General features: G+C 69.9%; 14 protein-coding genes. 5 read left to right on the plus strand and 9 right to left on the minus strand.

Annotated elements, in window-relative coordinates; genetic code table 11:
* The 4 genes from OXN85_10550 to uvrA form a co-directional block, all read right to left on the minus strand.
* Positions 1–1,051, minus strand: a 1,051-nt coding sequence (locus OXN85_10550; GenBank protein ID MCY3600394.1) for a tyrosine-type recombinase/integrase, incomplete at its 3' end; no start/stop codon positions are given.
* A 159-nt stretch (positions 1,052–1,210) separates the two neighbouring features.
* On the minus strand, positions 1,211–1,825 hold the full coding sequence (locus OXN85_10555) for an Ig-like domain-containing protein (protein ID MCY3600395.1): 615 nt from the start codon (positions 1,823–1,825) through the stop codon (positions 1,211–1,213).
* A gap of 191 nt (positions 1,826–2,016) precedes the next feature.
* Complete coding sequence (locus OXN85_10560) at positions 2,017–5,898, minus strand: hypothetical protein (GenBank protein MCY3600396.1); 3,882 nt, start codon at positions 5,896–5,898, stop codon at positions 2,017–2,019.
* A gap of 378 nt (positions 5,899–6,276) precedes the next feature.
* On the minus strand, positions 6,277–9,141 hold the full coding sequence (gene uvrA / locus OXN85_10565) for an excinuclease ABC subunit UvrA (protein MCY3600397.1): 2,865 nt from the start codon (positions 9,139–9,141) through the stop codon (positions 6,277–6,279).
* A 70-nt stretch (positions 9,142–9,211) separates the two neighbouring features.
* Here uvrA and OXN85_10570 point away from each other — a divergent pair, with 70 nt between their 5' ends.
* The 4 genes from OXN85_10570 to OXN85_10585 all read left to right on the plus strand — a co-directional run bounded on the left by OXN85_10570 (position 9,212) and on the right by OXN85_10585 (position 12,565).
* Positions 9,212–10,450, plus strand: coding sequence for an AAA family ATPase (locus OXN85_10570; GenBank protein MCY3600398.1), 1,239 nt, complete (start codon positions 9,212–9,214; stop codon positions 10,448–10,450).
* A gap of 5 nt (positions 10,451–10,455) precedes the next feature.
* Positions 10,456–11,076, plus strand: coding sequence for a DUF4276 family protein (locus tag OXN85_10575; GenBank protein MCY3600399.1), 621 nt, complete (start codon positions 10,456–10,458; stop codon positions 11,074–11,076).
* Positions 11,077–11,221: 145 nt separating this feature from the next.
* The gene (locus tag OXN85_10580; protein ID MCY3600400.1) at positions 11,222–11,872 is read left to right on the plus strand and encodes an AAA family ATPase; all 651 of its coding nucleotides are present in this window, start codon (positions 11,222–11,224) and stop codon (positions 11,870–11,872) included.
* A 195-nt stretch (positions 11,873–12,067) separates the two neighbouring features.
* Positions 12,068–12,565: a hypothetical protein gene (locus OXN85_10585; GenBank protein MCY3600401.1), complete on the plus strand. Its 498-nt coding sequence runs from the start codon at positions 12,068–12,070 to the stop codon at positions 12,563–12,565.
* A gap of 16 nt (positions 12,566–12,581) precedes the next feature.
* Here the strand turns inward: OXN85_10585 and OXN85_10590 are convergent, their stop codons facing one another.
* The 3 genes from OXN85_10590 to OXN85_10600 are packed head-to-tail and all read right to left on the minus strand — an operon-like array spanning position 12,582 to position 18,759.
* Entirely contained in the window at positions 12,582–14,018 is a 1,437-nt protein-coding gene (locus tag OXN85_10590) for a hypothetical protein (GenBank protein ID MCY3600402.1), read from the minus strand.
* 38 nt (positions 14,019–14,056) lie between these two features.
* Positions 14,057–15,493 (minus strand): sodium:solute symporter, encoded by a 1,437-nt coding sequence (locus OXN85_10595; protein ID MCY3600403.1) that lies wholly within the window; start codon positions 15,491–15,493, stop codon positions 14,057–14,059.
* Positions 15,490–18,759, minus strand: coding sequence for a serine hydrolase (locus OXN85_10600; protein ID MCY3600404.1), 3,270 nt, complete (start codon positions 18,757–18,759; stop codon positions 15,490–15,492). Before OXN85_10600 ends, OXN85_10595 begins: the two co-directional genes overlap by 4 nt.
* 58 nt (positions 18,760–18,817) lie before the next feature.
* Between OXN85_10600 and OXN85_10605 the strand changes: the two genes are divergently transcribed.
* Positions 18,818–20,125 (plus strand): DUF1343 domain-containing protein, encoded by a 1,308-nt coding sequence (locus OXN85_10605; GenBank protein MCY3600405.1) that lies wholly within the window; start codon positions 18,818–18,820, stop codon positions 20,123–20,125.
* A 24-nt stretch (positions 20,126–20,149) separates the two neighbouring features.
* On the opposite strand, the gene OXN85_10610 is transcribed toward OXN85_10605, so the two are convergent.
* Positions 20,150–21,076, minus strand: coding sequence for a diacylglycerol kinase family lipid kinase (locus tag OXN85_10610; GenBank protein MCY3600406.1), 927 nt, complete (start codon positions 21,074–21,076; stop codon positions 20,150–20,152).
* Between the two features lie 19 nt (positions 21,077–21,095).
* On the minus strand, positions 21,096–25,829 hold the full coding sequence (locus OXN85_10615) for a translocation/assembly module TamB domain-containing protein (GenBank protein MCY3600407.1): 4,734 nt from the start codon (positions 25,827–25,829) through the stop codon (positions 21,096–21,098).
* Between the last annotated feature and the right edge of the window lie 83 nt (positions 25,830–25,912).

The following is a 25,912-nucleotide window of genomic DNA, read 5'->3' on the forward strand; positions in this document are numbered from 1 at the left end:
GGCAGGCCTCCGCGACCTCCGCCGGGACGCCCGACTCGGCCATCCACGACCGGGCGCTCGACCGGAATCCGTGCAGTGTCGAGGCGACCCCGGCCCGCTTGAGCACCCTGAGAGGCGCTTTCGGCGGAAGCGGTCCGCCGGTCCGCGACGGAAATGCCAGCGACGATTCGGGAGACAGCTTGCGCGCCCGCTCCAGAACGTCGAGCGCGGCGGTGCTGAGTGGGACCGCAAACTCGCGGCCCGCCTTCATCCGCAAGGCCGGGATCGTCCACGTCGCCCCGTCCATGTCGATCTCGTCCCAAAGCGCGCCCCTCGCTTCGCCGGGACGGACGGCGGTGAGGACGATCAGTTCGACGCACAGAGCCGCCGAAGGATGCGTGTCGGTGGTCCGGCGAACCACCCGGAGCGCGGCGGCGACCTCGCCGTGCGGGAGCGCGCGGTGGTGGGTTGTCGTGTGGCCGTTCGCCTTCGGCAGCGCAACGACCGCCCGGTCCACCGGGTTGTCCGCCCGGTAGTTTCGACCGATGCACCAGCGGAAGACGGCGGTGATGCGGTGCTGGGCCTTCCGCGCCGCCGCGGGCTTCGAGTTCCAGATCGGCGAGAGGCAGGCGAGCACGTCCGCGCTCTCGATCCGGTCCACCCGCTTGTCGAGGAGCGGGGCGGCGTGAAGGCGGAACGTGGACTCCCACTGCTCGGGAAGCAGGCTCCCCGCCTTCCACGCCTCACGGTGAAGCTCGATGGTCCGCTCGGCGGCTTCGGCGAACGTCGGAACACCGCGCCCGCGCGGGTCCTGGCCCAAGAGGACGCCCCGGCTGTTGTCCAGTGCCTTCTGCCGGGCCTCGGCGAGCGTCACCTCGGGGTACGGCCCGAGTCCGATCGAGGTTAGGCGGCCTTCGATCCGCACGCGCTGACGCCATGTCTTGGTGATCCGGCCATCGCGTGTCCGGTGGACGCGAAGGCTCAGCCCGCGTCCGCCCCGCCCGTCGCCGTAGACGCCGGGCCGGTTGACCGTCCGAACGAAGGCGGCGGAGAGTGTCCTCGGTCGCTTCATCGTGGGGTTCCTTCCTCGTCATGTATCACTCATTGCAGCACTACACCGGGAAGAATACACCGGATGGCGATGGACCACAAGGGACGGTAGAGCGCCGGGGATACTACAGAACACGTTGTCCAATAACGTGTTATGGACTATTTGGTAGATCTTGATGGATTACGTTGGAAGTTGTGTGCCGAGTTCGGGCGGAATCGGCCCCGCCAGCCTGTTACGCTCGAAGTCGAGCGTCTCCAGGCGCGCCAAGCGACCGAGTTCCGGTGGAATCGACCCGACCAGGTTGCTCGCCGAGAGCCGCAGGGCGGTGACGCGGCCGTCCGGCGCGGTCGTCACGCCGTGCCACTCTCCGATCGGCTGGTCCGACAGCCAGCCCCCGTTCTCGAGCCATCCGGAGCCGTTGGTGGCTTCGTAGAGCGCGACGAGCACGGCCCGGTCCGCCTGGGCCACCGTGACCGTCGCGCTCCCCGATGCGGAGCCCGCCGTGGCCGTGATCGTGGCCGTCCCGTTGCCCACCGCCGTCACGAGGCCCGACGCGTTGACCGTCGCCACTCCGGGGCTGCCGGACGTCCAGGTGACCGCAGCCCCCGCCATCACCTGCCCGTTCTGGTCGCGGACCTCCGCCGTGAGTTGCACGGTCGCGCCCAGCGCGTTCAACTCGGCCGCCGCCGGGCTGACCGCGACCGCCGTCGCCCGGGGCGGATCCGGGGGCGGAGGCGGCGGAGGCACCGGATCCGTGGTCGAATCGCCGCAGCCCGCCAGCCAGCTCAGACCCACGAAGGCGGCTCCGAGAGCGAACGTTCGACGAAAACTGCGTCGGCACGGGGATTGTCCTGACACCGTGATCACCTGGCAGTTACCCCTGACCGCGTTGAATGGGAATAGTGGGAATTTAAAAGAAAGGGGCCCCGCGAGTGCGGGGCCCTCTTCCTTTACTGCCTGGTCCCGTCCAGGGACGGGAGTTGTGGTTAGGTCGAGGAGTCGTCCGCGTTGACGATCGTCACCTCGGCCGCCTGGAGCGTCCAGTTCACCGTGTTGGCCTTGGCTGTCGGATCAACGGTAACCGGAACGGCGCAGTCCGTGTTGCCGTCGTCGATGTTCGCCACCGGCGTCACCGTCACCGTCCCGCTGGCCGAGGACTGACCCCGGTCGATCCTGAATGTCCCTCCGGCAACGGAGGTCTCAACCGCGGCGCACGCCGCGACATCCCCGATCGTGAACGTTAGGATCCCATCGGACGGCGCACCCAACGTCGCCGTGACCGTCACCTGCGTCGCACCCGATCCCTCATCCAGAGAGGTGTGACTCAGCGTTACGCTGATGTCCGGATCGACGTCAACGATCATGATCGAAGTCGGCGCCACGTAGATCCCTTCCACAGCGGCGTTGGCGCTGACGGCGAACTCAATCGCATTACCGACCTCTTCCATCTCCGCATCATCGAGCGCGGTCACGTACACGGTGTCGATCGCCGACGTCATGCCCATCGGAATCGTGATGTTGTTGTCACCATCAGCGTCCGAGGTCACGCGGAAATCGTCGGCGGTTGCGCCGCCAATACCTGTCGCTCCCACCGCTAGCACGGTCCCGGCCGCGTCCGTGGGCGCGGTGCCCGCCGTGGCCGTGATGATCACCGTAGCGCTGTCCGCATCCTCGGTCACGGACATCACGCTCGTGGAGAGCGCGAAGTCATCGTCCAGCACGCGCACCGGGAACGACGCGGCGTCGTAGCCCGTCGCCGTATGGGACACCATGTGCATTTCGGACGCCAGGTTCAGGTCGTGAGCGATCGCGACCGTCACCAACGCACTGTCCGTCGCTGACGTGAGGCTCAGGGTCGCGGGAGTCACTGTCACCCCAGACCCAGGCGGCGCGCTGACCGCCACCGCGAGGGGCGCGGTCGCCGTCGGGGCCGCCGTCGCGACGTTCGTCAGCCGGACCCAGTAGCCCATGTTGGCTGACGCTTCAGTGCCTTCGGCCACGCGAATCGAGTCCGCATCCGTGAACGTCGTCGGACTGGTGTTGTCGTCCGCGGTCGAGAACTCGAACGTCGGGCCGGGAGGCGGACGGCCATCAGGCCACGCCACCATGAACTCGTTGAGTACGTAGTCCCCTGCGTTGCCGTCGTCCCGACCGTTGGGCTCGACCGCGACGTCCTCGGAATCGAGATAGAAGCAGAGGTTCTCGGTTCCGGCTCCGGTACCGTTCCTCCGGATCGTGAACGTCTCGTCGAAGGTGATCGCGTTGGTGTCGTTCTCGAGATCGACCCTGTTGCGCGAGACGCGCGTGTTCCCGCCCTCTCGCCGCGGAAGCGTGTCGGCGGTTGCGCAGGTCTGACCCGCGTTCACTCGCCGCAGCTGGAGCTCCGCCGAGCGGATCACGTTCGCGTCGGAAATGGTCCCGCCCACGCTGACCGTGACCGCCGTGGCCGACTGCGGGCTGATGTCGCCCTGGGTCCTGCTCAGCGTGAAGGTCGGCGGCTTCGTATCCCGAATGAAGGAGAAGCTCGTGGAAGTCGCGTTCACGGGCGTGGCGCCGTCCCGAACCTGCACGTTCACCCTGCGCGCACCCTCGCCCGAGGAGCTCGCACGGGCCGTAAGGTCGGTGTTGATCTCAACGGTTCCGCTGGACCCGTCGACAGTGCCTTTGACGGTGGTACGCGGGTGGGTGAAGCTGAGGCTGCCCACCCACCACCTGACCTCGTCGATGCCGCTGCCGGGCTCACCGGTGGCGAGATCCGGATCCTCGACGTCGAGGGAGAGCACGGCACCAGCACCCAGCACCAGGCCGGCCTCATCCGGCTCGGCGTCGCTCAGCTCGGGATCGCCCTTGTCGACGCCGAAGGCGGCTGCCGTCTGGATCGTGCTGTTGCCCGACCGCGGGGCCCGCGCGTTCATGAGCTTGTCGTAGATCGCGGTAACCTCGGCCAGATAGCAGTTGGCGCCATCGTCGTCGTCGAAGTCGCTGTTGGGGTCGTCCTCCGGCAGGTCGCCGATGCCGCCCACGTCCCCGAGCCCCTCGAGGGCCACGAAGGCCGTCCGACGGTCGCCGTCGCTGTTGGCGGCCACGGAGCAGTCGCCCACGGCGAAGCCGGCGGTCTCTCCGCCCACGCCGGCGTCGTCCAGGCCGTTGACTCTGAAGTTGCCGGCGGAATAGTACGTGTTCATCACACCCACGACGGTGGTGCCACCGAGGTGGAGGGAGATTCCCCTGTCGCCGGCGTCGGTGTCGAAGGTGGGTCCCTTGTAGTCGAAGTGGAGCGGGCCGAGCTTCGCTTCCTCGTCTCCGCGGAACTCGTCGGTCACCAGCAGGCCGCCGTCATCCTTGATGTCGCCGCCGTTGATGAGCCAGTGCTCGTTCTCGCCCGCCGTGTTCTCGACGTTCCAGTTGATCCCCGGATTAACGCTCCAGGTGAACGGAGCTTCCTTGTCGACCCGGGCCACGCCGTTCCTGGGAGTACCGTTGCTCAGCGCCGAGAAGGCAAGCGCCGGCGGGGCATCGTCGAGTGCCGAGGCGTCGGGGCCGGTTACCATCGCGTGAAGCGACATCTCGCTCACCATGGTGCCATTGAAGGCCACCGGGCAGGCGTGGAAGGAGTTGACGTTGCTCTCGTCGTCCCCGGCCGGGCCGCCGTAGAAGGTGGTGCCGCCAGCAACCGCGGACTCGCTGCCCGCGCTGTGAGAGAGCATCACGTAGTTGGGGTTATCGAGCGCGATCGACTGAGAGGCGACGACTTCGCGCGTGGCGTCCTCATCGGTCGTGAGGAAGGCGCCCAACTCGTACTCGCCGTTGGCGTACTTGGGCATGAGCTGCATCCCCACGCACTCGCCCACGACGTCGTTGGTTGTCAGGGCGCACTCGATCTCGACCTGCCCTGCGGCGGCGAGTCCGGGGCCCACGGCGACGTCGGCGGAGGTGCTGCCCGTGCCGCGGCACATGGGCGTCACGGTCTCGCCGTTCAGCGTGAGGCCGATCTCCGTCCACGTCTCATCGTTCGACTGCACATCGAGCACCGCGTAGATCGTGCCCGAAATATCCATTGGATCGCTGATCTGCTGCCGCTCGGCATCCAGCAGCCTCGTGATCACGAGCGTGGCCGCCTCCGGACCCTCCGGAACATCGATGCGGAAGCCCTGGGAGACCGAAGCGGATCCGTCGCTCGCGGTGATCGTGATGACGGCGTCACCGGACGCGATCGCGCTGATCGTGGCGGTGGAGCCCTCCATCGCGACGGTCGCGACGGCTTCGTTCGAGCTGGCGCCCGTGTAGGACAGCTCGTCGCCGTCCGGATCGTTGAAGTAGCCGGCCACGTCGATGGTCGACGTGCCGCCGATCTGGAGCCTGGAGCCGGGAATCGTGCCCACCGCAACGGGGGCCGCGTTCCTGGACGCTGCCTCGACGGTGACGGCGAAGCCCTGGTTGGCCTGGGCGCCGGAGGGGTCGGCCGCCGTTATCGTGACAACGGCACTTCCTTCGGTAACACCCGTGACCGTCGCGGTCGAACCCTCAAGGCTCACCGTGACGATGCCGTCGTTGGACGAAGAACCGCTGAACGTCAGCGCGTCGCCGTCCGGGTCGTTGAAGTAGCCGGCCGCCGGAACGGTAGCCGTTCCACCCACGCCCACCGTGTGCGCCGGAATCGTGCCGACTGCCGCTGGAGCCTGGTTAACAGGCGGAGGCGGAGGCGGCGGCGGCGGAGGCGGCGGCGGAGGCGGCGGAATTACCGGCGGTGGAATGGTGATGGGCGGAATGTCCGGGAACGCCGGCGGGACGACCTCTACGGTGTCACCGCAAGCGCCGATGGTCAGGACCGCCCCGACCGTCAACAGCCTTTTGGTACCCTTTCTCATTCTTCACTCCTCCTCAGGATGAAGTCCTTCGGGTGTATGGCCGACTCGATCGATCAACATACCACCGTCAACGAACGATGCACCACACCCCAGCCCGCAAATCGGGCTGAACATACCCACGCTCTCACAGGGTGGCAAGAGCGCCGGAAGCCGCAAAAACGCCTTGTTTTCTTCGATGTTTCCTTCGGTCGAGCAAGTTCGTGAAACCGTCGCTTCGGATCACGTTTTTTCGGGGGGATTCGAGGCAGGCCCCACCACACTCTCCACCACCCACTCCCCCGCGTAACCTGGAGTATGGCACCGATCTTCACCTGCCGTCAAGTATTCCGCCAAGTGTTGCTGCGCCGCACCGCACGCTGATACGGCCCCCTACACCGCTTATATGGCCAAGGTTCCGCTCGGCTCCGGCAGGAGCGAGGCGAGGTGCCGGCCGGTGTGGCTGCCGGGGGTCGCGGCCACGAGTTCCGGGGGGCCCGCGGCGACGACGAGGCCGCCCCCCGCCCCGCCCTCCGGCCCCATGTCGATGACCCAGTCGGCCGTCTTCACGACGTCCATGTGGTGCTCGATGACGATGATCGTGTTGCCGCGGTCGGCGAGCCGGTGGAGGACGCGCAGCAGGAGGCGCACGTCCTCGAAGTGGAGGCCGGTGGTGGGCTCGTCGAGGATGTAGACGGTGCGGCCGGTGCTCGTCTTCGCGAGTTCGGTGGCGAGCTTCACGCGCTGGGCCTCGCCGCCGGAGAGCGTGGTGGCGGGCTGGCCCAGCGTCACGTAGCCGAGGCCGACATCGGAAAGCGTGCCCAGGCGGCGCTTCACCGACGGCACGGCGTCGAAGAACTCGAGCGCCTCGTCCACGCTCATCGCGAGCACGTCGGCGATGCTCCGCCCCCGGTAGAGGACCTCGAGCGTCTCGCGGTTGTAGCGGCGTCCCCGGCAGATGTCGCAGGGGACGTACACGTCGGGCAGGAAGTGCATCTCGATCTTCACGAGGCCGTCGCCACGGCAGGGTTCGCAGCGCCCGCCCTTCACGTTGAAGCTGAACCGCCCCGGCGCGTAGCCGCGGATGTTCGACTCGGGCAGGCGGGCGAAGAGTTCGCGGATGGGGGTGAAGAGGCCGGTGTAGGTGGCCGGGTTCGAGCGCGGGGTGCGGCCGATGGGGCTCTGGTCGACGTCGATAACCTTGTCGAAAAGTTCAAGGCCCTCGATCGCGTCGTGGGCGCCGGGGACGAGCTTGGAGCGGTAGATCTCGCGCGCCAGGCGGCGGTAGAGGATCTGCTCGACGAGGGTGGACTTGCCGGAGCCGGACACGCCGGTCACGCAGATGAAGGTCCCGAGCGGGAACTCGACGTCGATCGCCCGCAGGTTGTGCTCGCGGGCGCCGCGCACGACGAGCCGGCCATGGTCCGGGGCGCGGCGGCGTTCGGGGACGGGGATCTCGCGCTCTCCGCGCAGGTAGGCCGCGGTGAGGGAGCGTTCGTCGGCCAGGAGGCGGTCGATGTCGCCGGAGACGACGACTTCCCCGCCCTCGCGCCCGGCCCCCGGCCCCATGTCGACGATGTGGTCGGCGCGGCGGATCGTGAGTTCGTCGTGCTCGACGACGAGGACGGTGTTTCCGAGGTCGCGCAGGGCGCCGAGTGTCTGGAGCAGCTTGCGGTTGTCGCGCGGGTGGAGGCCGATGCTGGGTTCGTCGAGCACGTAGAGGACGCCGACGAGGCGGCTCCCGATCTGGGTCGCGAGGCGGATGCGCTGGGCCTCGCCGCCCGAAAGCGTGCCGGCGGAGCGCGCCAGGGTGAGGTAGCCGAGCCCCACGTGGTCGAGGAACTCGAGCCGCTCGACGACCTCCTTGAGGATGGGGACGCGGATCTCGGCCGCCTGGCCGCCGGCGGCGCGGGCGCGCTCGAGCCAGCCGCCGAGGAGCGGGCGGAGTTCGGCCACGGACTGCGCGGTGAGCGCGGGGAGGGAGAGTCCCTCCAGGGTGACGGCCCGGCTCTCGGGACGCAGCCGCCCGCCCTCGCAGGCGAGACAGGTGGAGAGCGTCATGTACTCCTCGAGCGAGAGGCGCACGCGCTCGCTCGTCGTCTCGTGGTAACGGCGCAGGGTGGCGGCGACGGCCCCTTCCCATCCCATATCGGTGTCGCCGTAGAGGATCGCCTCCTGCTGGTCCGGGTTCAGGTCGCCCCAGACGGTGTTGAGGTCGAAGTGCAGCTTGCGCGCGAGGCGCGCGAGGGCGTGACGGCGGGCGCCATAACTCGGCGCGCCCAGAGGGAGGAGGACGCCCTCGAGGATGGAGATCCGGTCGCCGCCCACGATGAGGTCGGCGTTGGGGACGCGCTGCGAGCCGAGCCCGTCGCACTCCTGGCAGGCGCCGAAGGGCGAGTTGAAGGAGAACTGCCGGGGCTCGAGTTCCGGCATGCCGAGTCCGCAGCCCGGGCAGGCGTAGCGCTCGCTGAACAGGTGCCGCGTCTCCCCGTCGCCCTCCGCGCTCCCGCCGGTGGCCTCGCCGGCGCCGTTCTCGCCCGCGCCGTTGTGGAGGGCGACCTCGACGACGCCGTCGGCCATGCCGAGGGCCGTCGCCACGGAGTCCGCCAGCCGCTCGCGGTCCGAGGCGCGCACGACGAGCCGGTCGACGACGACGGAGATGTCGTGGTTCCGGCGCCGGTTCAGCAGCGGCGGGTCGGAGAGGTCGACGAGTTCGCCGTCCACGCGCGCGCGCACGAAGCCTTCACTGAGCGTGCGCTCGAACAGGTCGCGGAATTCGCCCTTCCGTCCCCTGACGAGCGGGGCGCGGACCTCGATGCGGGCGCCGGCGGGCCAGCCGAGGATCTGCTGCGCGATCTCCGACGGCGACTGCGGGCGCACGGGGCTGCCGCACGCGGGACAGTGGGGAGTGCCGGCGCGGGCCCACAGGAGGCGGAGGTAGTCGTAGATCTCGGTGACGGTGCCGACGGTGGAGCGCGGGTTGCCGCCGGCGGTGCGCTGCTCGATCGCGATGGCGGGCGAGAGTCCCTCGATGACGTCGACGTCGGGCTTCTCCATGACGCCGAGGAACTGCCGGGCGTAGGCGGAGAGGGATTCGACGTAGCGGCGCTGCCCCTCCGCGTAGATGGTGTCGAAGGCAAGCGAGGACTTCCCGGAGCCGGAGAGCCCGGTGACGACGATGAGCCGGTCGCGCGGCAGTTCGACGTCGACGTCGCGGAGGTTGTGCTCCCGCGCCCCCCGCACGATGAGAGCGTTCGAGTCTTCCATAGCCCGGCATCGTAGGCGCGCCCGCCACCCCCGCGCCAGCTTGAGGGCCCGGTGCGCTTCCGCCTCTCGCTTGCTCCGTCAAGGCAGGGCGCGCGAGCTTGGTGCGGCTTTGAAACAACATGTGCGTCGATCGAGGACGCCACGCGGCAATGACACCTGGAGGAACCCCTCGACCATGAGCGACCACACCCACATCGAGCGCATCCACATCCAGGGTTTCCGCTCGCTGGCCGACGTCGAGTTCTCGCCGGGGGCGGGCGCGAACGTACTGATCGGCGCGAACGGCTCGGGAAAATCCAACTTCGTGAAGTTCTTCAACATGCTGAGCTGGATGCTGAAGTCGCGGCAGCTGGCGGAGTTCGTCGGCATCGAAGGCGGCGCGGACGACCAGCTGCACGGAGGGAACGAGACCACGCCGCGTCTGGATGCCGAGATCGCAATACGCACGGACACCGGGCGGAACGACTACCGGTTCAAGCTCGCCTTCGCCCATCCCGACCAGCTGTTATTCGTCGACGAGGCGTTTCGCTACAGCCGTTTCGATGGTAACGCGCCATGGAACTCTCTGGGCAGCGGACATCGAGAGGCCCTCATCGTCGAGGCGAGGCAGCCGAACGAGCCGGAGCCAGCGTCCGAAGTCCGTGCTCGAACCGCGCGCGTGGTGACTCATCTGCTGAGGGACTGCGCCGCCTATCAATTCCACAACACCGGCGCCACCTCGAAATTCAAGAAGAACTGGGACGCCGACGAGAGCGGGTACATGCGAGCTGACGGGGGCAACCTGCCGGCCATACTGTACCGGCTGGAACAGGAGGATCGGCGCCGTTACGACGTCATCTGCCGTCACATTCGGCGCGTACTGCCGGGGTTCGATCGATTCGAGATCGAGGAGCAGTACGGAAAAGTCGCCTTGCGCTGGCGGTCCAAGCATTCGGACAAGACCTACGGCGCGCACCTCACGTCGGACGGTTCGCTGCGTTTCTTCGCTCTCGCCACCCTGCTGAACCTGCCCGCGGAGATGCTGCCGGGCGTGCTGCTGCTCGACGAACCGGAACTCGGCCTCCATCCGAAGGCGGTCGCACTTGTGGGCGACATGATCCTTGCGCTGGCCGAGAGTCGGCAGATCATCGTGGCGACCCAATCACCCCTCCTCGTTGACGCGTTCGAACTCGATCAGGTCTTCGTGCTCGAACTTGAGGACGGGCGGACGGTGCTGAGCCCGCGGGAGACGCATCAGCTTCGCGAATGGCTTGAAGATTACACGCTGGGAGAACTCTGGCAGAAGAACCTGCTGGGTGGACGGCCTTGACCCGTTTGGCCATCTCCGTGGAGGGGCAGACGGAGGAGGAGTTCGTCAAGGACTCGCTGGCGGCCCACCTCCAAAGCCGGGGCGTGTATGTCACACCTGTGACCGTCGGGCGGGCGCGCGGCAGGGGAGAAGGCGGGGGCAACGTCTCAATAGGCCTGCTCGCACGGGAAATGCGGGCACTGCAGGCCAATTTCGACGCCGTAACCTCCCTGGTGGACTTCTACGGGTTCAGAGGCAAGGGAACCATGTCGCCCGACGACCTCCTCCGGGCGATCCGCGAGAGCATCGAACCATCCGACGAGCGATTCGTGTTCCCGTACGTCCAGATGCACGAGTTCGAGGCACTGTTGTTCTCGAAGGTAGACGCATTACCGATCGTTCTCCCCGAGGCCCCGGTCGCGGATCTCAGATCGATCCGCTCCGACTTCGAGACGCCGGAGGACATCAACGACAGTCCCACGACCGCACCGAGCAAACGTATCAAGCGGCTGATTCCGAGCTACCGGAAGCGACTGGACGGCCCTCCGCTGGCGGCTGAAATCGGGCTGAACCGGATACGAAGCGAATGCCCGAGATTCGACGCCTGGTTGCGTCGCCTCGAATCCTTCGGCGAGCCCGCAACCTGAGGGAGGTAGCGTTTTCGCCCTCCCGATCCGCGTGGCTGGAGACTCCATGACTCAAGAAACACCCGGGAACCGACTCCATCTCCCACACCTGGCCATCACCGGGTTTCGGGGCATCCGGGAGCTTTCGATCGGCCGGCTCGGTCGGGTGACGCTGCTCACTGGAAAAAACGGTGTGGGGAAGACCGCCGCCCTCGAGGCCGTCCGAGCGCTGGCGGCGCGTGGCCGGCGGTGCCTTTCCCTGGGCCCGGGCGTACTGGGAGACGACAGGATCGCGAAATGGTGGAACGACGTTGAGTTGACCCCAGACGAGGACAAGGTCGTTGACGCCTTGAAGCTCGTGGTGAACGCGGCTGAGCGCGCGGCTGTGGTCGGGGAACGCGCAGGCCGCCGACCGCGACGTAGTCGAGTGATCGTGGAGCTGGAGGACGATCCCGTGCCTGTTCCGTTGAAGAGTCTGGGGGACGGGGCCGTGCGGGTGTTCGGGGTGGCGCTCGCTCTGGCCAACAGCCGCGACGGATTCCTGGTGATCGACGAAGCCGAAGACGGCATCCATCACTCCCTGCAAGAGCGCTTCTGGCGCATGGTTCTGGAAACTGCGGAGGCCAACAACGTTCAGGTGCTGGCGACGACGCACAGCCGAGATTGCGTGGAGGGATTCGCCCGGGCGGTGACCGAATGTCAGCACATCGACGGTGCTCTTGCCCGGATCAACCGACGGAACGGAGAAACGTGGGCCGTCGAGTACTCCGAGAGGGACATGCGGATCGCCGCGGAGCAGGGCATCGAGGTTCGGTGAGCGACGATGAGGCGGTCGCGCGGCAGTTCGACGTACCCGGGGCCAGCTTGCCGGCCCGGTGCGCGCGCGGGGGCCGGAGCGGCTACGTTGGTGTGGCGGGCCGTGGGGAGCACCGGGATCCGGAGCCCGGTTTATGGCCCGTTGATGGCGCCGGGCATGGTTGGGCGTCACGCTACTCCGGATGCGAGGTGGACGTTGCTGATCCGCAGATTCACACGTAACGACCGCGATGCGGCCCTGGTTGCCGCGCTCGTGCAGGCGCTCGAGCCGCGCTTCGAGGCCATCGACCGCCGCTTCGAGGCCGTCGAGAACCGCCTGGACGCCATGGACGGCCGCCTGGACGCCATGGACGGCCGCCTGGACGCCATGGACGGCCGCTTCGTGTCGATAGGCCATCGTTTCGAGGCCATCGACAACCGCTTCGACGCGCTGGACGTGAAGTGGGAGGGCCGGTTCGTCGCTCTCGCCAACGATATATCCAGACTGCGGGTTGACTACGTCGATGTTCGCGAACACGTCGCCCGTCTGCATGAGAACGTCAACGCGCGGATGGATGGATTCGAGGCGCGACTCGACACGATGGGCGAGGACATCGACGCGCGATTCGACGCGATGCGCCAGGAGATGGCCGCGCAGTTCGCGACCCTCTCCGAGACCGTGGTGCACGGGTTCAGCCGGCCGGAGCCCGCCTGACGCCGGCGCCGTCTCCTTACCTGGGGATCACGCGGGTGATGCGGCCGTTGGGGTCGACGAAGATCAGGGGGCCTCTCCAGATGTCGTCTCCGTAGGGGATTCTCGGCGCCTCCTCGAGGGCGCGCGCCAGGTCCGGGCTGGGCAACCGGTAGGGTTCGGCCGGCTCCAGGTCGACTTCGTAGCCGAGATCGGCGAGCGACTGGATGGTGATCGCGCTCAGCGGTTCGGCCTCGCCGAGGTGCTGGAACGGCGTCATGAGTTCCAGCGCGAGGACGGCTTCCCTCCAATGGCTGTTCCGCGATCCCTGGCCGCCCTCGTTCTCCACGGGCACCTTTGCGCCGCGGTAGCCCGTGCCGCCCGCCTCGTCGAACGCCGCGATGGCCAGCGGGCCCGTGAAGTGCGTGTCCGGCGCCGACGTTGCCGAGGCGGGATTCCGGAGCAGGTCGAGACGCTGCCAGACAAGGCCGATGCCGAGCACATGACCCATCTCGTGGAGGATCACCTCCTCCAGGTCTCGGGTCCCGAGCCGCCCGAGGTCGGCGGCGTCCATCATGATCCGACCGTACAGGGGCAACGATGATGCGGTCCGGAGCCAGCAGGGCCCGGCACGTCCCAGAACCCCGCTCGGACCGTCGATTTCGACCACCGCCACCACGATCATCAGGTCGTCGATCGCCTCCACGTGGCGCTGGAATAGCGGATCGCTGCCGCAACCCAGCGTCCGGTTCAACTGCGCGTCGCGGAGGTCCGTCGGCGCCAGGATCGCCATCCAGCGTTCCGCCGCCCGCTGGAACGCGGCCTCCTGCGCGCCGGTCATGGGCGTCGCGAAAACGAGTTCGATGTCGAAGGGAGTCGTGGCGCGCCCGACGGTGACGTCGAACGATGTGGCGACGGCGGCCTCCTCCGGATCGGTCGCGGTCACCGTGACCGTCGCGACCTCGGGAGCGGACGAGGTCGCCGCGAAGGTGAGCGCGTCGCCGTCCGGGTCGCGGAAGTGGGCGGAGGCGTCCACCGTCGCCGTCTCGCCCGTGAACAGCGTTTGGGCCGGGATCGTGTCCCCGGCCGCGGGCGCCTGGTTCGGGACCGTGACCTCGAAGCTCTGCTGGGCGGCCAGGCCTTCTCCGTCGGTTGCGGTCACCGTGATCGTGCCGACCCCCCTGGCGACGGCGGTGACCGTCACGGAACTGCCGGACAGCGAAACGCCGACGATGTCCGCATTCGATGACGTGGCGGTGTAGGACAGGACATCGCCATCGGGGTCGCGGAAGTGGGGCGCCACGTCCACGGTCGCCGTGTCCCCGACGGGCAGCGTCCGCGCGGGAATCGTCCCCACCGGCTCCGGCGCGCGGTTCGGCACCGGGGCGGGTCCCATGACGTCGGGCTCGCCGTCGCCGCAGGCGGCCGCCCACACCACGGCGGCGGCCGCCAGTACGCGTGCTCTCCGCGACTTCATCCCCGCGACTTCATCCCTGCGACTTCATCCCCGCGAGTTCACTCCGACGCGCGCGAACCGCGGCGGGAACCGGCGAGGAGGCCGACCGCCACGGTGATCGCCGTGCCGATGAGGACGAACCAGGGCCAGGCAACGGCGTCCCGCGCCCCGATCCAGATCGAGGTGACGGATCCGATCCCGAGCACGATCCCGAGCCGGGCCGAGCCGCTCGTGGCCCGGCGCGAGAAGCGGGCGAGCGCGAACGCCCCCAGCAGTCCGCCGTAGACGAGCGACGCGATCCCGAGCGACACCTCCACGGCGGTGCTCTCCTCGCTCAGGGGGATGAACCCGATCGCCGCCGCCACGAGCAGCACCGTCCACGCCACCGCCGCGATCCTCCCCACGCGCAGGATCCGCCGCTCGTCCGCCTCCGGACGGGCCGCCGCCCAGAAGTCGTAGGCCGCAGTGGATGAGAGCGCGTTGATCGAACTGGAGAGTGTAGACATGGCTGCCGCGAACACGCCCGCGATGAGCAGGCCGCGGACGCCGGCCGGGAGCGCTTCAACGATGAATCCGGCGAAGATCTCGTCGGCGCGCACGAAGGCGGCTCCGTCGTACCACGCCCAGAGGCCCAAGCCAACGAAGAGGAAAAGGGTGAACTGGAAGAGGACGGCGAAGCCGCTGCCGACGAGGGCGCGGCGGCTCGCGGCGAGATCGCGGCAGGCGAGGAGGCGCTGGACGATGAGCTGGTCCGCGCCGTGCGAACCCATGGAGAGGAAGGCGCCGCCGAGCAGCCCGGCCCACAGCGTGTAGGGTCGCCCGAAGTCGAGGGAGGGGTCGATGACGGTGAGCTTCCCGGCTTCCCCGGCGCGGGCGAGGATCTCGGGCCAGCCGCCGGGCAGGGCGCCGCCGAGGACGACGAGCGCGATGAGCCCGCCGGCCAGGTAGAGCGCCATCTGCGAGGCATCCACCCAGACGACGGCGCGGATGCCGCCGATGAAGGTATAGATGAAGGTGACGGCCCCGATCACGAGCACGGAGGCGATGAGCGGCCACCCGGTGACGAGTGTGAGCGGAATGGCCGTCGCGAAGAGCCGCACGGAATCCGCGAGGAGGCGCGTGATCATGAAGATGCCGGAGGTCAGCCGCCGGGTCTCCGTCCCGAACCGGGCCTCCAGCAACTCGTAGGCCGTCCGCAGCCGTCCCTCGCGATATGCCGGCAGCAGCCAGGAGGCGACCGCGATCCGCCCGAGCACGTAGCCCGCCGCGATCTGCACGAAGGCGAGCGACCCGCCGTACGCGATGCCGGGGATGGAGAGGAAGGTGAGCGTGCTCGTCTCCGTCGCCACGACGGACAGGAGGACGACGACCCACGGCAGGTCGCGCCGGCCCAGAAAATACTCTTCTCCCCCGCGCGCGCCCCTGCCGAGCCACGCCCCCCAGGCGGTGATCCCGCCGAGGTAGACGACGAGGATCGCGAGGTCGAGAGAGGTCAGCGGTCGCCACCCGGGTCGCGGGGCCGGACGTCCCGGTCGCGGATCGAGGTCGCGACGGCGTCGTGCACCGTGCGCCGCAGCGCGATGTGCTTCCGGTTGTCGCGGGTCGGGTTCACGCGGTTCGTGAGCAGGACGACGAAGAGGTCCAGCTCCGGGTCCACCCAGAAGCTCGTGCCGGTGAAGCCGGTGTGCCCGAACGCGTCTTCACCGAAGTAGTCCCCCGCCGACGAGCGCCCGGAGGGAGTGTCCCAGCCCAGCGCCCGGCTCGAGGCGGGGGCGGCCCGCGCCGTGAACCGCGCGACGGTCTCCGGCGACGGCGAGTCGAGACGGGCGGAGAACGATCGGGTATACGGCCCGGGCGGGGGGCGGTCGGCGGCGGCAAGCTCTCGCCCTTGGCGCGCGGCGGCGAGGATCCAGGCGGCGAACTTCGAGAGGTCCCGGGCCGACGAGAAGAGTCCCGCGTGTCCCGCCACGCCCTCCAGCGCGTGGGCGTTCTCGTCGTGTACCTCCCCGTGCACGTGCCGGTGCCGGTAGACGGTGTCCACCTCGGTCGGAGCCGTGCGCCGGTACAGCGAGCGGGGCGGCTCGAACCAGGTCTCCGTCATCCCCAGCGGCCGGAAGACGGACTCGTGCAGGTAGTAGTCCAGCGGCTGTCCCGATATCTCCTCGATCAGGAACCCCAGCGTCATGAACCCGATGTCGGAATAGACCGTCGGGTCCCCGTCCTCCCCCGGCTCATAATCGGGTTCGAGGGCGGCGATCGCCTCGCGGTACGCGTCCTCTCCCCGGAGGGTGCGCCAGAAGGGAAGGAAGGGCGGCAGTCCCCCCTGGTGCGTCAACAGGTGGCGGACGGTGACGTTGCGCTTCCACCCCTCAGACCACTCCGGCAGGTGCTCGCCGATGCGGGTGCCGAGGGAGAGGTCGCCACGGTCGATGAGTTGCATCACGCCGGTCGTGGTGGCGACGACCTTGGTGAGCGATGCGAGGTCGTACAGACTCGAATCCGTCGTGGCCGCCCCGGACGGGAGCGTGGCGGAGGACGCCCAGTCCAGGTCTCCGTAGCCGCGCAGCCGGACGACGCGGTCCCCCCGTCCGACGGCGAGCACCGCGCCGGGCGCCGCGCCGTCCCGGATCGCGGCATCGATGATCCGGTCCACGCGGGCGAGCGAATCCCCGTCCATCCCCACGTTCACGGGCCACTCCTCCCGGGCGAGCCGCATGCGCCCGTCCGCGAGCGGCGGACCCTGCTCGGCTTCCGGACGTTCGCCGACGGCCAGGCCATCGCCGAGCGCGTGGCGGGGCGGGAGCGAGATCGGCAGGCGGCCGGAAATCGGCGCGCCGAGGAGCGCGAGCGCGGCGGCTTCCTGCGAGGCGTCCGCCCCGCCCCACGCGATGAGGTACGTCTCCGCGTCCGGCACGGAGGTGAGTAGGTAGGGGCTCCCGAACGAGACGAGCAGGGCGGGCCGGCCGGCGGCGTCGAGGCGGTCGAAGAAGTCCCGGACCTCCTCGGGGAGGTCGGTGGAGTCCGAGGCGGCGCCGGGCCGCACGTAGGCGGAGAAGATGACGGCGTCGACGGAGCGGGCGCGCCGGAGGAGCGAATCGTAGACATCGGGGTGGGCGTCGAAGCCGATCCGTGCGCGGCGGACGCGTACCGCCCGGCTGAGTTCGCGGTTGAAGACGCGCCCCGCGGCGAGGTCGTTCGTCCCGGCGAAGGTCACGGAGAGCACGGAGCGCGACTCGCGCGGGTCGAGGGGCACGGCGCCGGCCTCGTTGCGGACGAGCGTGATGGAGCGCGCGGCGACCCCGCGGGCGAAGGACTCGTGCCACTGGGTGCCGACGAGCCGGGGGATGGCGTCGGGGTCGACCTCCGCGCCTTCGTGCAGGCGGGCCCGCGCCTTCAACTCCAGGACGCGCCGGACGGAGGCCTCGATGCGCCCGGCGGTGAGCCGGCCGGAGCGGACCGCGCCGACGACGGCCGCGATGGCCCGCAGCGGCTCGCGCGGCATGAGCAGGACGTCGCTCCCCGCTTCCAGCGAGCGGATCGCGGCTTCGCTGGCCCCGTAGTCGTCGGCGATGGCGGCCATGTCGAGCGCGTCGGTGAAGAGGACGCCGTCGAAGCCCAGGTCGTCGCGCAGCATGTCCGTCATGAAGTACGGCGAGAGCGTGGCGGGCGGGGCTCCGGCGCCGAGGATGCCGGGGGCCGCGACGTGCGCCGTCATCACCGCGTCGACACCCTCCGCGATCGCGCGCCGGAAGGGGACGAGTTCGAGGCTGTCGAGGCGGCCGCGGTCGCCGGGAATGACCGGGAGGGCGACGTGGGAATCCGTCCCGGTGTCGCCGTGGCCCGGGAAGTGCTTGGCGGTGGCGAGCAGGCCGGCTTCGTGCGCGCCCCGGATGAACGCCGCGCCGAGCGCGGCCACGCGCTGCGGGTCCTCCCCGAAGGAGCGCGTGTTGATGATGGGGTTGGCGGGGTTGTTGTTGACGTCGAGCACGGGCGAGAAGGTGATGTGGACGCCGAGGGCCCGCGCCTCGATGCCGGTGATCCGGCCCGCGGAGTAGGCGTATTCCTCGTCGTCCGCGGCGCCGAGCGCCATCGCGGGGGGGAGGACCGTCGCGCCGGGCATCTCGAGCATGTTCGGCAGCGCGAACACGCCGCTCACGCGGAAGCCGGCGCCGGCCTCGAAGTCCGCGCCGACGAGCAGCGGAACGTCGGCCGCGGCCTGCAGCCCGTTCAGCCGCGCGGCGTAGCCGAGGGGAGTTCCGAGCGAGATCACGACCCCGCCGATCGCGTCGTCGCGCACGAGGGACTCGACGCGCGTGAACTCCTCGTCGTCGCGCGGGGCGTAGCCGCCGCTCATCCACACCATCACGAGTTGCGCCACCCGTTCCCGCAGGCTGAGACCGGCGAGCGTCTCTTCCACCCAGGCCCGCGCCTCGGCGGAAAGGGTGGGCTCGACCGGAGGAACGCCGGGGGAAGCGGCAACGGCGCCGGCGGCGGCGGGTGCCGAACCGGCGGGGTCCGAGCCGGCGGGGACCGAGCCGGCGGGGACCGAGCCGGGGGGAGCCGAGCCGACGGCGCCGGCGGCCGCGGGGTCCGGGCTGGCGGGACCCGAGCCTGCGGGGTTCGCGGAGGAGAGGCAGGCAAACGCGCTGACGGCGAGGAGCGTGGCCAGCCCGAGAGCAGCGACCGTCCGCCCCGGCACGACCGCCCTCCCCCGCCCGTCCCGCTTTCGGGGGCCGCTCCACGTCTCTAGTCTCCGCACCATGTCGACCTCCGCCCGCCCCGCGTCTCGCGCTCGCTGCCCCGAACCTATGCGGCGCGAGATGAATCCGCTCGCCGGTTTCCTCTCCGTTCTCGCGCTCGCGGCGTGCGGGGGACCGGGAGCGGAAGCGGGAGCCGGCGCGGCGGAAGCGGGAGCAGAAGCCAGCGAGGCGGGGGCGGGATCGGCGGGAGCGGACGCGGCCGCAGCGACGGTGCGGCCCGGCATCGATGTGCTGCTCGCCGATTCCTCCCATCTCATCGACGGGCGGCGCGTGGGGCTGATCACGAACCGGAGCGGCGTGGGGCGCGACGGGACGAGTGCCATCGACCTCCTGCACGGCTACGCGGACGCGGAACTCACGGCGCTCTTCGCCCCCGAGCACGGGATCCGGGGCACGGAGGCGGAGGGCTCCGCGATCGGCGACGCGACGGACGAAGGAACGGGGCTGCCGATCTACTCGCTGTACGGCGAGACGCGGGCGCCCACGCCGGAGATGCTCGCTTCGGTCGACGTGCTCGCGTTCGATATCCAGGACATCGGCTCGCGCTACTACACGTACGTATCCACGATGGCGCTCGCGATGCAGGCCGCCGGGCGCGCGGGCATCCCCATGATCGTCCTCGATCGCCCGAATCCCATCGGAGGCCTCACGCAGGGTCCCGTGCTGGACCCGGCCTTCGCGACCTTCGTCGGCCTGTACCCGGTGCCCGTGCGGCACGGACTCACGGCGGGCGAACTCGCGCGTCTGTACCGGGGGGCGTTCGGCGTCGAGGTCGAGTTGCACGTCGTCCCGGCCGCCGGCTGGTCCGCGGACCGCTGGTTCGACGACACGGACCTTCCCTGGATCGCGCCATCGCTCAACATGCCTTCGCTGGAGAGCGCCACGCACTATCCCGGCACCTGTCTGTTCGAGGGCACCAACCTCTCGGTCGGACGCGGGACGCCGACCGCGTTCCAGGTGCTGGGCGCGCCGTGGCTGGACGGCGAAAGCTGGGTGGCGGAGATCGGGGCCGTGGCCGGCGCCCTGCCGCTGCCGGGGGTCGAGATCCGGGCGGTCGCGTTCACGCCGGAGTCGCCGAGCGACGGAAGGTTCGGAGGGGAGGAGATCTCCGGGATCCGCCTCACGGTGACGGACCGGTCGACCTACGACCCCGTGCGGACCGCGGTGGCCGCGCTGCTTGCCGCGCGCCGGCTCTCCGGCGACGCCTGGGAGTGGCGGGTGCGCCACTTCGACCGTCTCGCGGGCTCGGACGGCCTCCGCCTCGCCATCGACCGCGGCGCCCCGCTCGACGAGATCACTTCGCGGTGGGCGGCCGACGTCGCCGCCTTCGAGACGCTCCGCCGCCCGTACCTGCTCTACCCCCGCTGACGGCCGCGCCCGCCGGGGACAACCCTACCTGGGGACGATGATCCGGGCGGCCTGCGGCGAGACCTTCGCCTCCATCGGGGTTTCGCCCCGCGGGTCGCCGTCGATCTCGATGGCGACGGGCGGGTCGGCCTCGATCCGGACGCTACGGGCCTGGAAGTAGATGATCTTGTCGTCCCCCGAGAACCGGTTTCGCGTGACGCGCCAGATGATGCGGGCGACCTCGGGGAGGTTGCTGGGGGCGTAGATGCACACGTCGATGAGGCCGTCCTGGAACGAGGCCCCGGGCGCCATCCGGAACTCCACGGGAAGGGGGCCGGCCCCGAGCTGGCCCGCGTTCGCGACGAGCACCATCGACGCCTTCACCTCCACTTCCTGGTCGTCGGCGGTGATCCGGAAGTCGGCGCCGGGGCGGTTGATGACGTTCTTGAGTCCGCTGTAGATGTAGGCGCCGAAGCCGAGTCGGCTCTTGAGTTCGGCGGTGGCGTCGGCCATGACCTGCGCGTCGAGGCCCGCGCCGGCCATGAGCGCGAACGTCTCTCCGTTCGCTTCCGCGAGGTCGATGCTCGTCACTTTCCCTTCGACGGCGACCCGCACGCTGTCCTCCAGCGACGTGGGAATGTCGAAGTTGAGGGCGAGCTGATTGGCGGTTCCGAAGGGGACGATCCCCACGGGCACGGCCGTTCCGGCGACGCCGCGCAGGGCCACGCTCACGGTGCCGTCGCCTCCCGCGGCGACGATGGCCCGGTATCCGCGCTCCGCGGCCTGGCGGGCGACTTCCAGACCTTCCTCGGAATTCGCGGCCTCGATGATGTCGAAGGGGACGCCCCGCGCGGCGAAGGCGCCGCCCAGCCGCCGCCGCAGCGTCTCGGGCTCCGCGGTGCCGCCGCCCGCGCCGGGGTTGAGGAGCACCAGGAATCGCTCCGAATCGGGATAGAGGTGCGCGCCGGACATGGAGGGAAGTTAGGGCCCGCTACCGGGAACCGCTGCCGGAGCCGGAGCCGGAGCCGGGATTTGGGTCCTCGTCGGAATCGCCGCCGGAGCCGGAACCCTCGCCGAACTCCCATTCGCGGAAGAGGAAGAGGCTGTATGTGCGGTCGTTGGCGACGTTCGTGCCCAGGCTGAGCCCGAACAGCCGCTCGTCGAACCGGCTCGCGGTGCCGGCTTCGACGGACCAGCCGGGGAGGAACGCCCAATCCACGACCCCCCTCGGAGGCCCGCCGCCCAGGGGCTGCCAGTAGGAGAGGAAGAGCGTGTTGCTCGCGTCCCACCCGACCTCCAGCGCCGTGCGCTCGAACAGGCTCCGGTTCGCGACGGCCCCGGCCCCTCGCCCGGCGGCGATCGGCGTCAGGTTGAGGTAGCGGATGCCGGTGGCCCCGAGCGCGGACGTGAGTCCGGAACTCAGCGGACCCAGCACGGTCTGCTGCGCGAGCCGCTGTCCCAGTAGCGGGTCGGCGGAGCGGTAGCATGGCGTCCCCACCGCGAGCAGGCAGAGCTGGTCGGTGTCGCTCATGGGCGGGTTGCTCGTCAGCAGGACCTCCGGCTCGATGGCGGTCCCGGTGACCCGGGCCTCGACGAACACGGGGCCGTCGATGGTCCGGTCGCGGTATTCGGCGGTGATGTCGATGAGGGGATTGAAGCCGGCGTCCCCGACGAACTGCATGCTTCCCGCGGTGATCCGGAGCGGGCGGACATAGGGCGGCACGCGGTCGAAGAAGTAGGTGCCCCGCGGCATCTCGGCGCTTCCGCTGATGTCGAGGATGTCGAGACGGCGGTCCATGTAGACGGAAATCCCCTCCCCTGTGACCTCCGCATCGAGCTGCCCCGACTGCAGGGAGAGGCCGGAGCCGAGATCGACGTTCGCGTCGAGGACGAGGTTGTCGAGGAACGGGTTCCGGAACTGTGCCAGCACGCCTTCCGCGGACGCGTCCAGGAAGTCGAAGACCTCCACGTCGCCGGGATTGAACACCTCGAGTCCGCGGAGGAACTCGTCCTGTTCCAGGAATCCGTCGGAGAGGACGACATCACCGCTCACCCAGGGCCTCGCATAGGCGCTGTCGAGCCGCGCGCGGCCGCTCACGGCGAACTGCATGTCGTTGCGCACGATGCCGTGGAACTCGTCCGCGTCGAAGTCGAGGGCGAAGACCGGGTTGGTGATCCGGGCGATGTCCACTGTGCCGCGCGTCCGCAGCGAACCGCCGAGATCCGACCCCACATGGGCCGAATCGACGAAGGCGAGCGAGGAACCCCGGAAGGCGACGCGCGCGCGGACATCGGTGAGCCAGACGCCGAGGTCCGGCACCCAGCCCCGGCCGTCCACGAGGCGCAGGGCGCCGTCGTAGCGGAGGGCGTCGGGGGCGCCGCGAATCGAGAGGTCGGTCTCGGCGATGCCGGTCACCTCCTCGAAGGTCGGCAGGACGAGTTCGACGAGCGCCAGCGGGAGGCGGTCGCCGGTCAGGTCCAGGTCGAACGGGTCGTCGAGGAGACGGCGTTCCACCGGGAGGATCGCGAGATCCGTCGCCATGGCGCCGCCGAGCCGCCCCAAGAGGGCGCCGTCATCGACGAGGTCGATCTCCCCCTCGAGTTCGCGAGCGGCATAGTCCACCCGCGCGTTCAATGCGTCGTAGGCCTGATGTTGAAGGGATGGAGCGAGGACCTCGAATTCTGCCGTCACGAGGGGTTCCGCCAGCGTGCCCGTCGCCGTCACGCGTCCTCCGAGCGTGCCTCCGATGATCGGTTGCTCCGAGAGCAGGTAGCCGAACTGGTCCACGCGCACGCCGAAGATCTCCACGCCGAGCGACCCCTCGCCGGAGGCGGGGATGCGGCCGTCGGCGCGGAGCCGGCCGAGTTGACCGTTCAGGAAGAGGTCCTCGACGAGCAGCGCCGAATCGGAGTAGACGAGCCTGGCCGGGGTCACGAGCGCGGACTCGAGCTTGCCGAGACGGAGGCGGAGATCCGTCAGGCCGGCGCTCCACAGGTCGCCCCCGACTACGACCCCCCGGCCCGAGACCTCGAGGCTGGAGTCGCGCTGCGCGTAGAATTCGGCGTCCAGCGCGTTCGCGCCGGGCTCGCCGGCGTCCGAGCGGGCCAGCCGCACGTCCAGCGAATCCACCCGCCGCCCATCCAGTTCGACGTTCGTCGCGGTGAACCGGGACCGCAGGTCGCCGAGGCGCGGCGGGTCGAACAGCTCGACGCGGGCCGAGAACTCTCCGGCGCGGTAGCCGCGGAAACGCGCGTCCGAAGCGCCGATGTCGGCGTCGACCGTGAAGTCTCCCCAGCGGCCCGTGGCGGTCCCCCGCGTCTCCAGCCGGCCTTCCAGCCCCTCCGTCGGTTGCCGGTCTCGCGAGGCCCGGCCCAGCAACTCCTCGATGGTATCGAACAGCGCCTCGCCGGCTTCCGCGGCCGCACCGCCCGGAATCTCATCCACGACCCACCGGTCCCAGTCGGAGAGGTCGGGAGCTTCCGCCTCGAAGGCGATCTGCCCGCTCCGGTCCTCCGCGAGGCCGAAGTCGCCCCGCGCCGAGAGCGTCCCCACGTCGGAGGCGAGGAACGCGCTGTCGATCGTCGCCACGCCATCGGCCACCCGCAGCCGCACGCGACTGTCGAAGATCTCGGCCTGGTCCACCTGGGAGGGGAGGATCTCGACGTCGAACGCCGCCTCGAGCGTCGCGGGATCGAGCCCTTCTCCCTGCACGCGCCCCCGGACGGCGAGCCGCGACGCCGGAGCGCCCTCGACCCACTGGTCGAGCGAGAGATCCGTCCCCTCGATCTCGGTGTCGTAGCGCAGTTGCTCCGCCGCGAGATCGAAGTCGCCGTTCAGCGTGAGCCGGCCGCGTTCCGATTCGAGTTCCGCCTCGAGGGCCAGCGCCTCGAGACTCCCCCGCGCCCGGATGGGACCGTACACCGAGCCCGCCAGTTCGATTCCCGAGGTCCACGGGCGCAGCAGCGTGAGCGCCAGCGGGTTGGCGTCGATCGCCGCATCGACCTGCGACCGCGCGAGGTTCAGGAACCCGGAACCCGAGAAGCGCGAGCGGTCGCCGGCCGGCGTGAGGTGCTCGACGGCGCCGTCGAACGCGACGCCGCTGTCCTGTTCGCGGTCGAGGGTGAGGGTCCCCTGGAAGCGCCCGTCGATCCCCAGGTCCATGCCGATGAGCCGGGTCCAGCGAGACTCGAAGGCGGCGACTTCCACGCCGAGTCGCCGGAGGCTCAGGAACTCCTCGCCGATCCCGACGCCGCCCCGGGCCTGCAGGCTGGACGGCGGCGTGTCCGGATCGGGATCGTGCACGGTGAGATCGGCCACGATCAGCAGGTCGTCGACGTAGCCCGAGCCGCGCAGCGTGCCGCGCATCGTCCCGGGCGGCGGCGCGGGCACCGGGCCGGGCGCGGCGTCGGGAGGGGCGTCGGGGGCGTCGGCCTCCGGGTCGGGCGCGGCCCCATCGCCGACCGCCGGCACGGAGTCGCGTCCGAGGAGCGGGGCCAGATGCGCGAGATCGAAGGGTTCCAGCGTGACGCCGATGCGGCGGAACCTGGGGCGTCGCTCGAGGGAGAGGGAGAAACCTCCGGTCATGCGGGTCTCGCCGGTCCGGAAGTCGCCGTTCGTCACGTCCACGACCGCGTTGCCGCCGCGGCCGCTGAGGTCGATGGACATGGGGCCGCCGCCGGTCTCAGGCAGGTCGATGGGCAGCCAGCGGAGGTCCCGGACGTCGATCGGTTCGGCTTCGAGCTGGAACTCGAAATCGACACCGTTCGAGGCCATCCACCCTTCCCCGCGGACCATCGACTGACCCGTCTCGAACCTCTCCAGGTCGAGGCGGGCCGTGTCCCCGATCGTCAGGTTCATCCTCAGGTTCGAGAGCTCCAGCGGCTGGTTCACGGCGAGCAGCGTGGCGGCCGCTTCCTCGACCTCGACCATGAAGGGGTCCTCGGGATCCGTCACCCGCGCGACGGGGAACCGGCCGCGGAGGTTCGTCAGTTCGAACACGCGCTCGAATTCGCCGTCCGGTGTCTCCCGCAGGGCCCAGGGCGACTCCCCGGCCCGCGCTTCGCGCAACGCCTCCGTCTTCGCGGCTCCGGTCAGCGTTTCCGTCCACGGCGTCAGGATCCGGATGCGGCCGGAGGCCACGGTCGCGTCATGCAGGAGGATGCCGAGCGCGGCGTTCGGCGCGCCGGGCGCCGGCGGTCCCGCCGCCGCCTCTGGGCCCTGGCCCTCACCCTGTTCGGGGTCCTGATCCCGACCCTTCGAACGGGTGAAACGGGTGAAGGAGAGGGCTGCCGGGAGGAGCGAAGCCGCCGCCATGGACATCGCCTCGGCCGCGGAGTCCGCCTGCGACGGCGGTGGGGACGGCGCCGGCGTCTCCCTCCGCGGGCGCGCCTCGAAGACGCGGTCGTAGTTCCAACTGCCGTCCGGGTACTGCCGCAGACGGAGGTCCAGACCGCGCACATGGAGTCGGTCCACGTCGAGTTGCTGCCGCAGGAGCGCCACCGGGTCGTGTTCCATCGTGACGGTGTCGAGCGCCAGGAACAGTTCCCCGTCCGCGTCGAAGATCTCGAAGCGGGAGACCGTGAGATCGCTGAGGAGATTGCCCGAGATGGCGTGGCCGATGCGCACCTCCCCGTTCACGCTGCGGGCAAGGGCGTTTTCGAGCAGCGAGAGGGCGGCATCCCGGCCCCTGGCGGTCTGCGTGACCACGATGAAGACGCCGAGCACCAACAGGCTCGCGAGGACGGCCAGCGGCAGCGCGATCCGGCGCCGGCGCGGCGGCGGCGCGGACCCCGACCCGTTGGGCTCGT

It is taken from the genome of Candidatus Palauibacter australiensis (genome assembly GCA_026705295.1).
GTDB classification, from domain to species: Bacteria; Gemmatimonadota; Gemmatimonadetes; order Palauibacterales; family Palauibacteraceae; genus Palauibacter; species Palauibacter australiensis.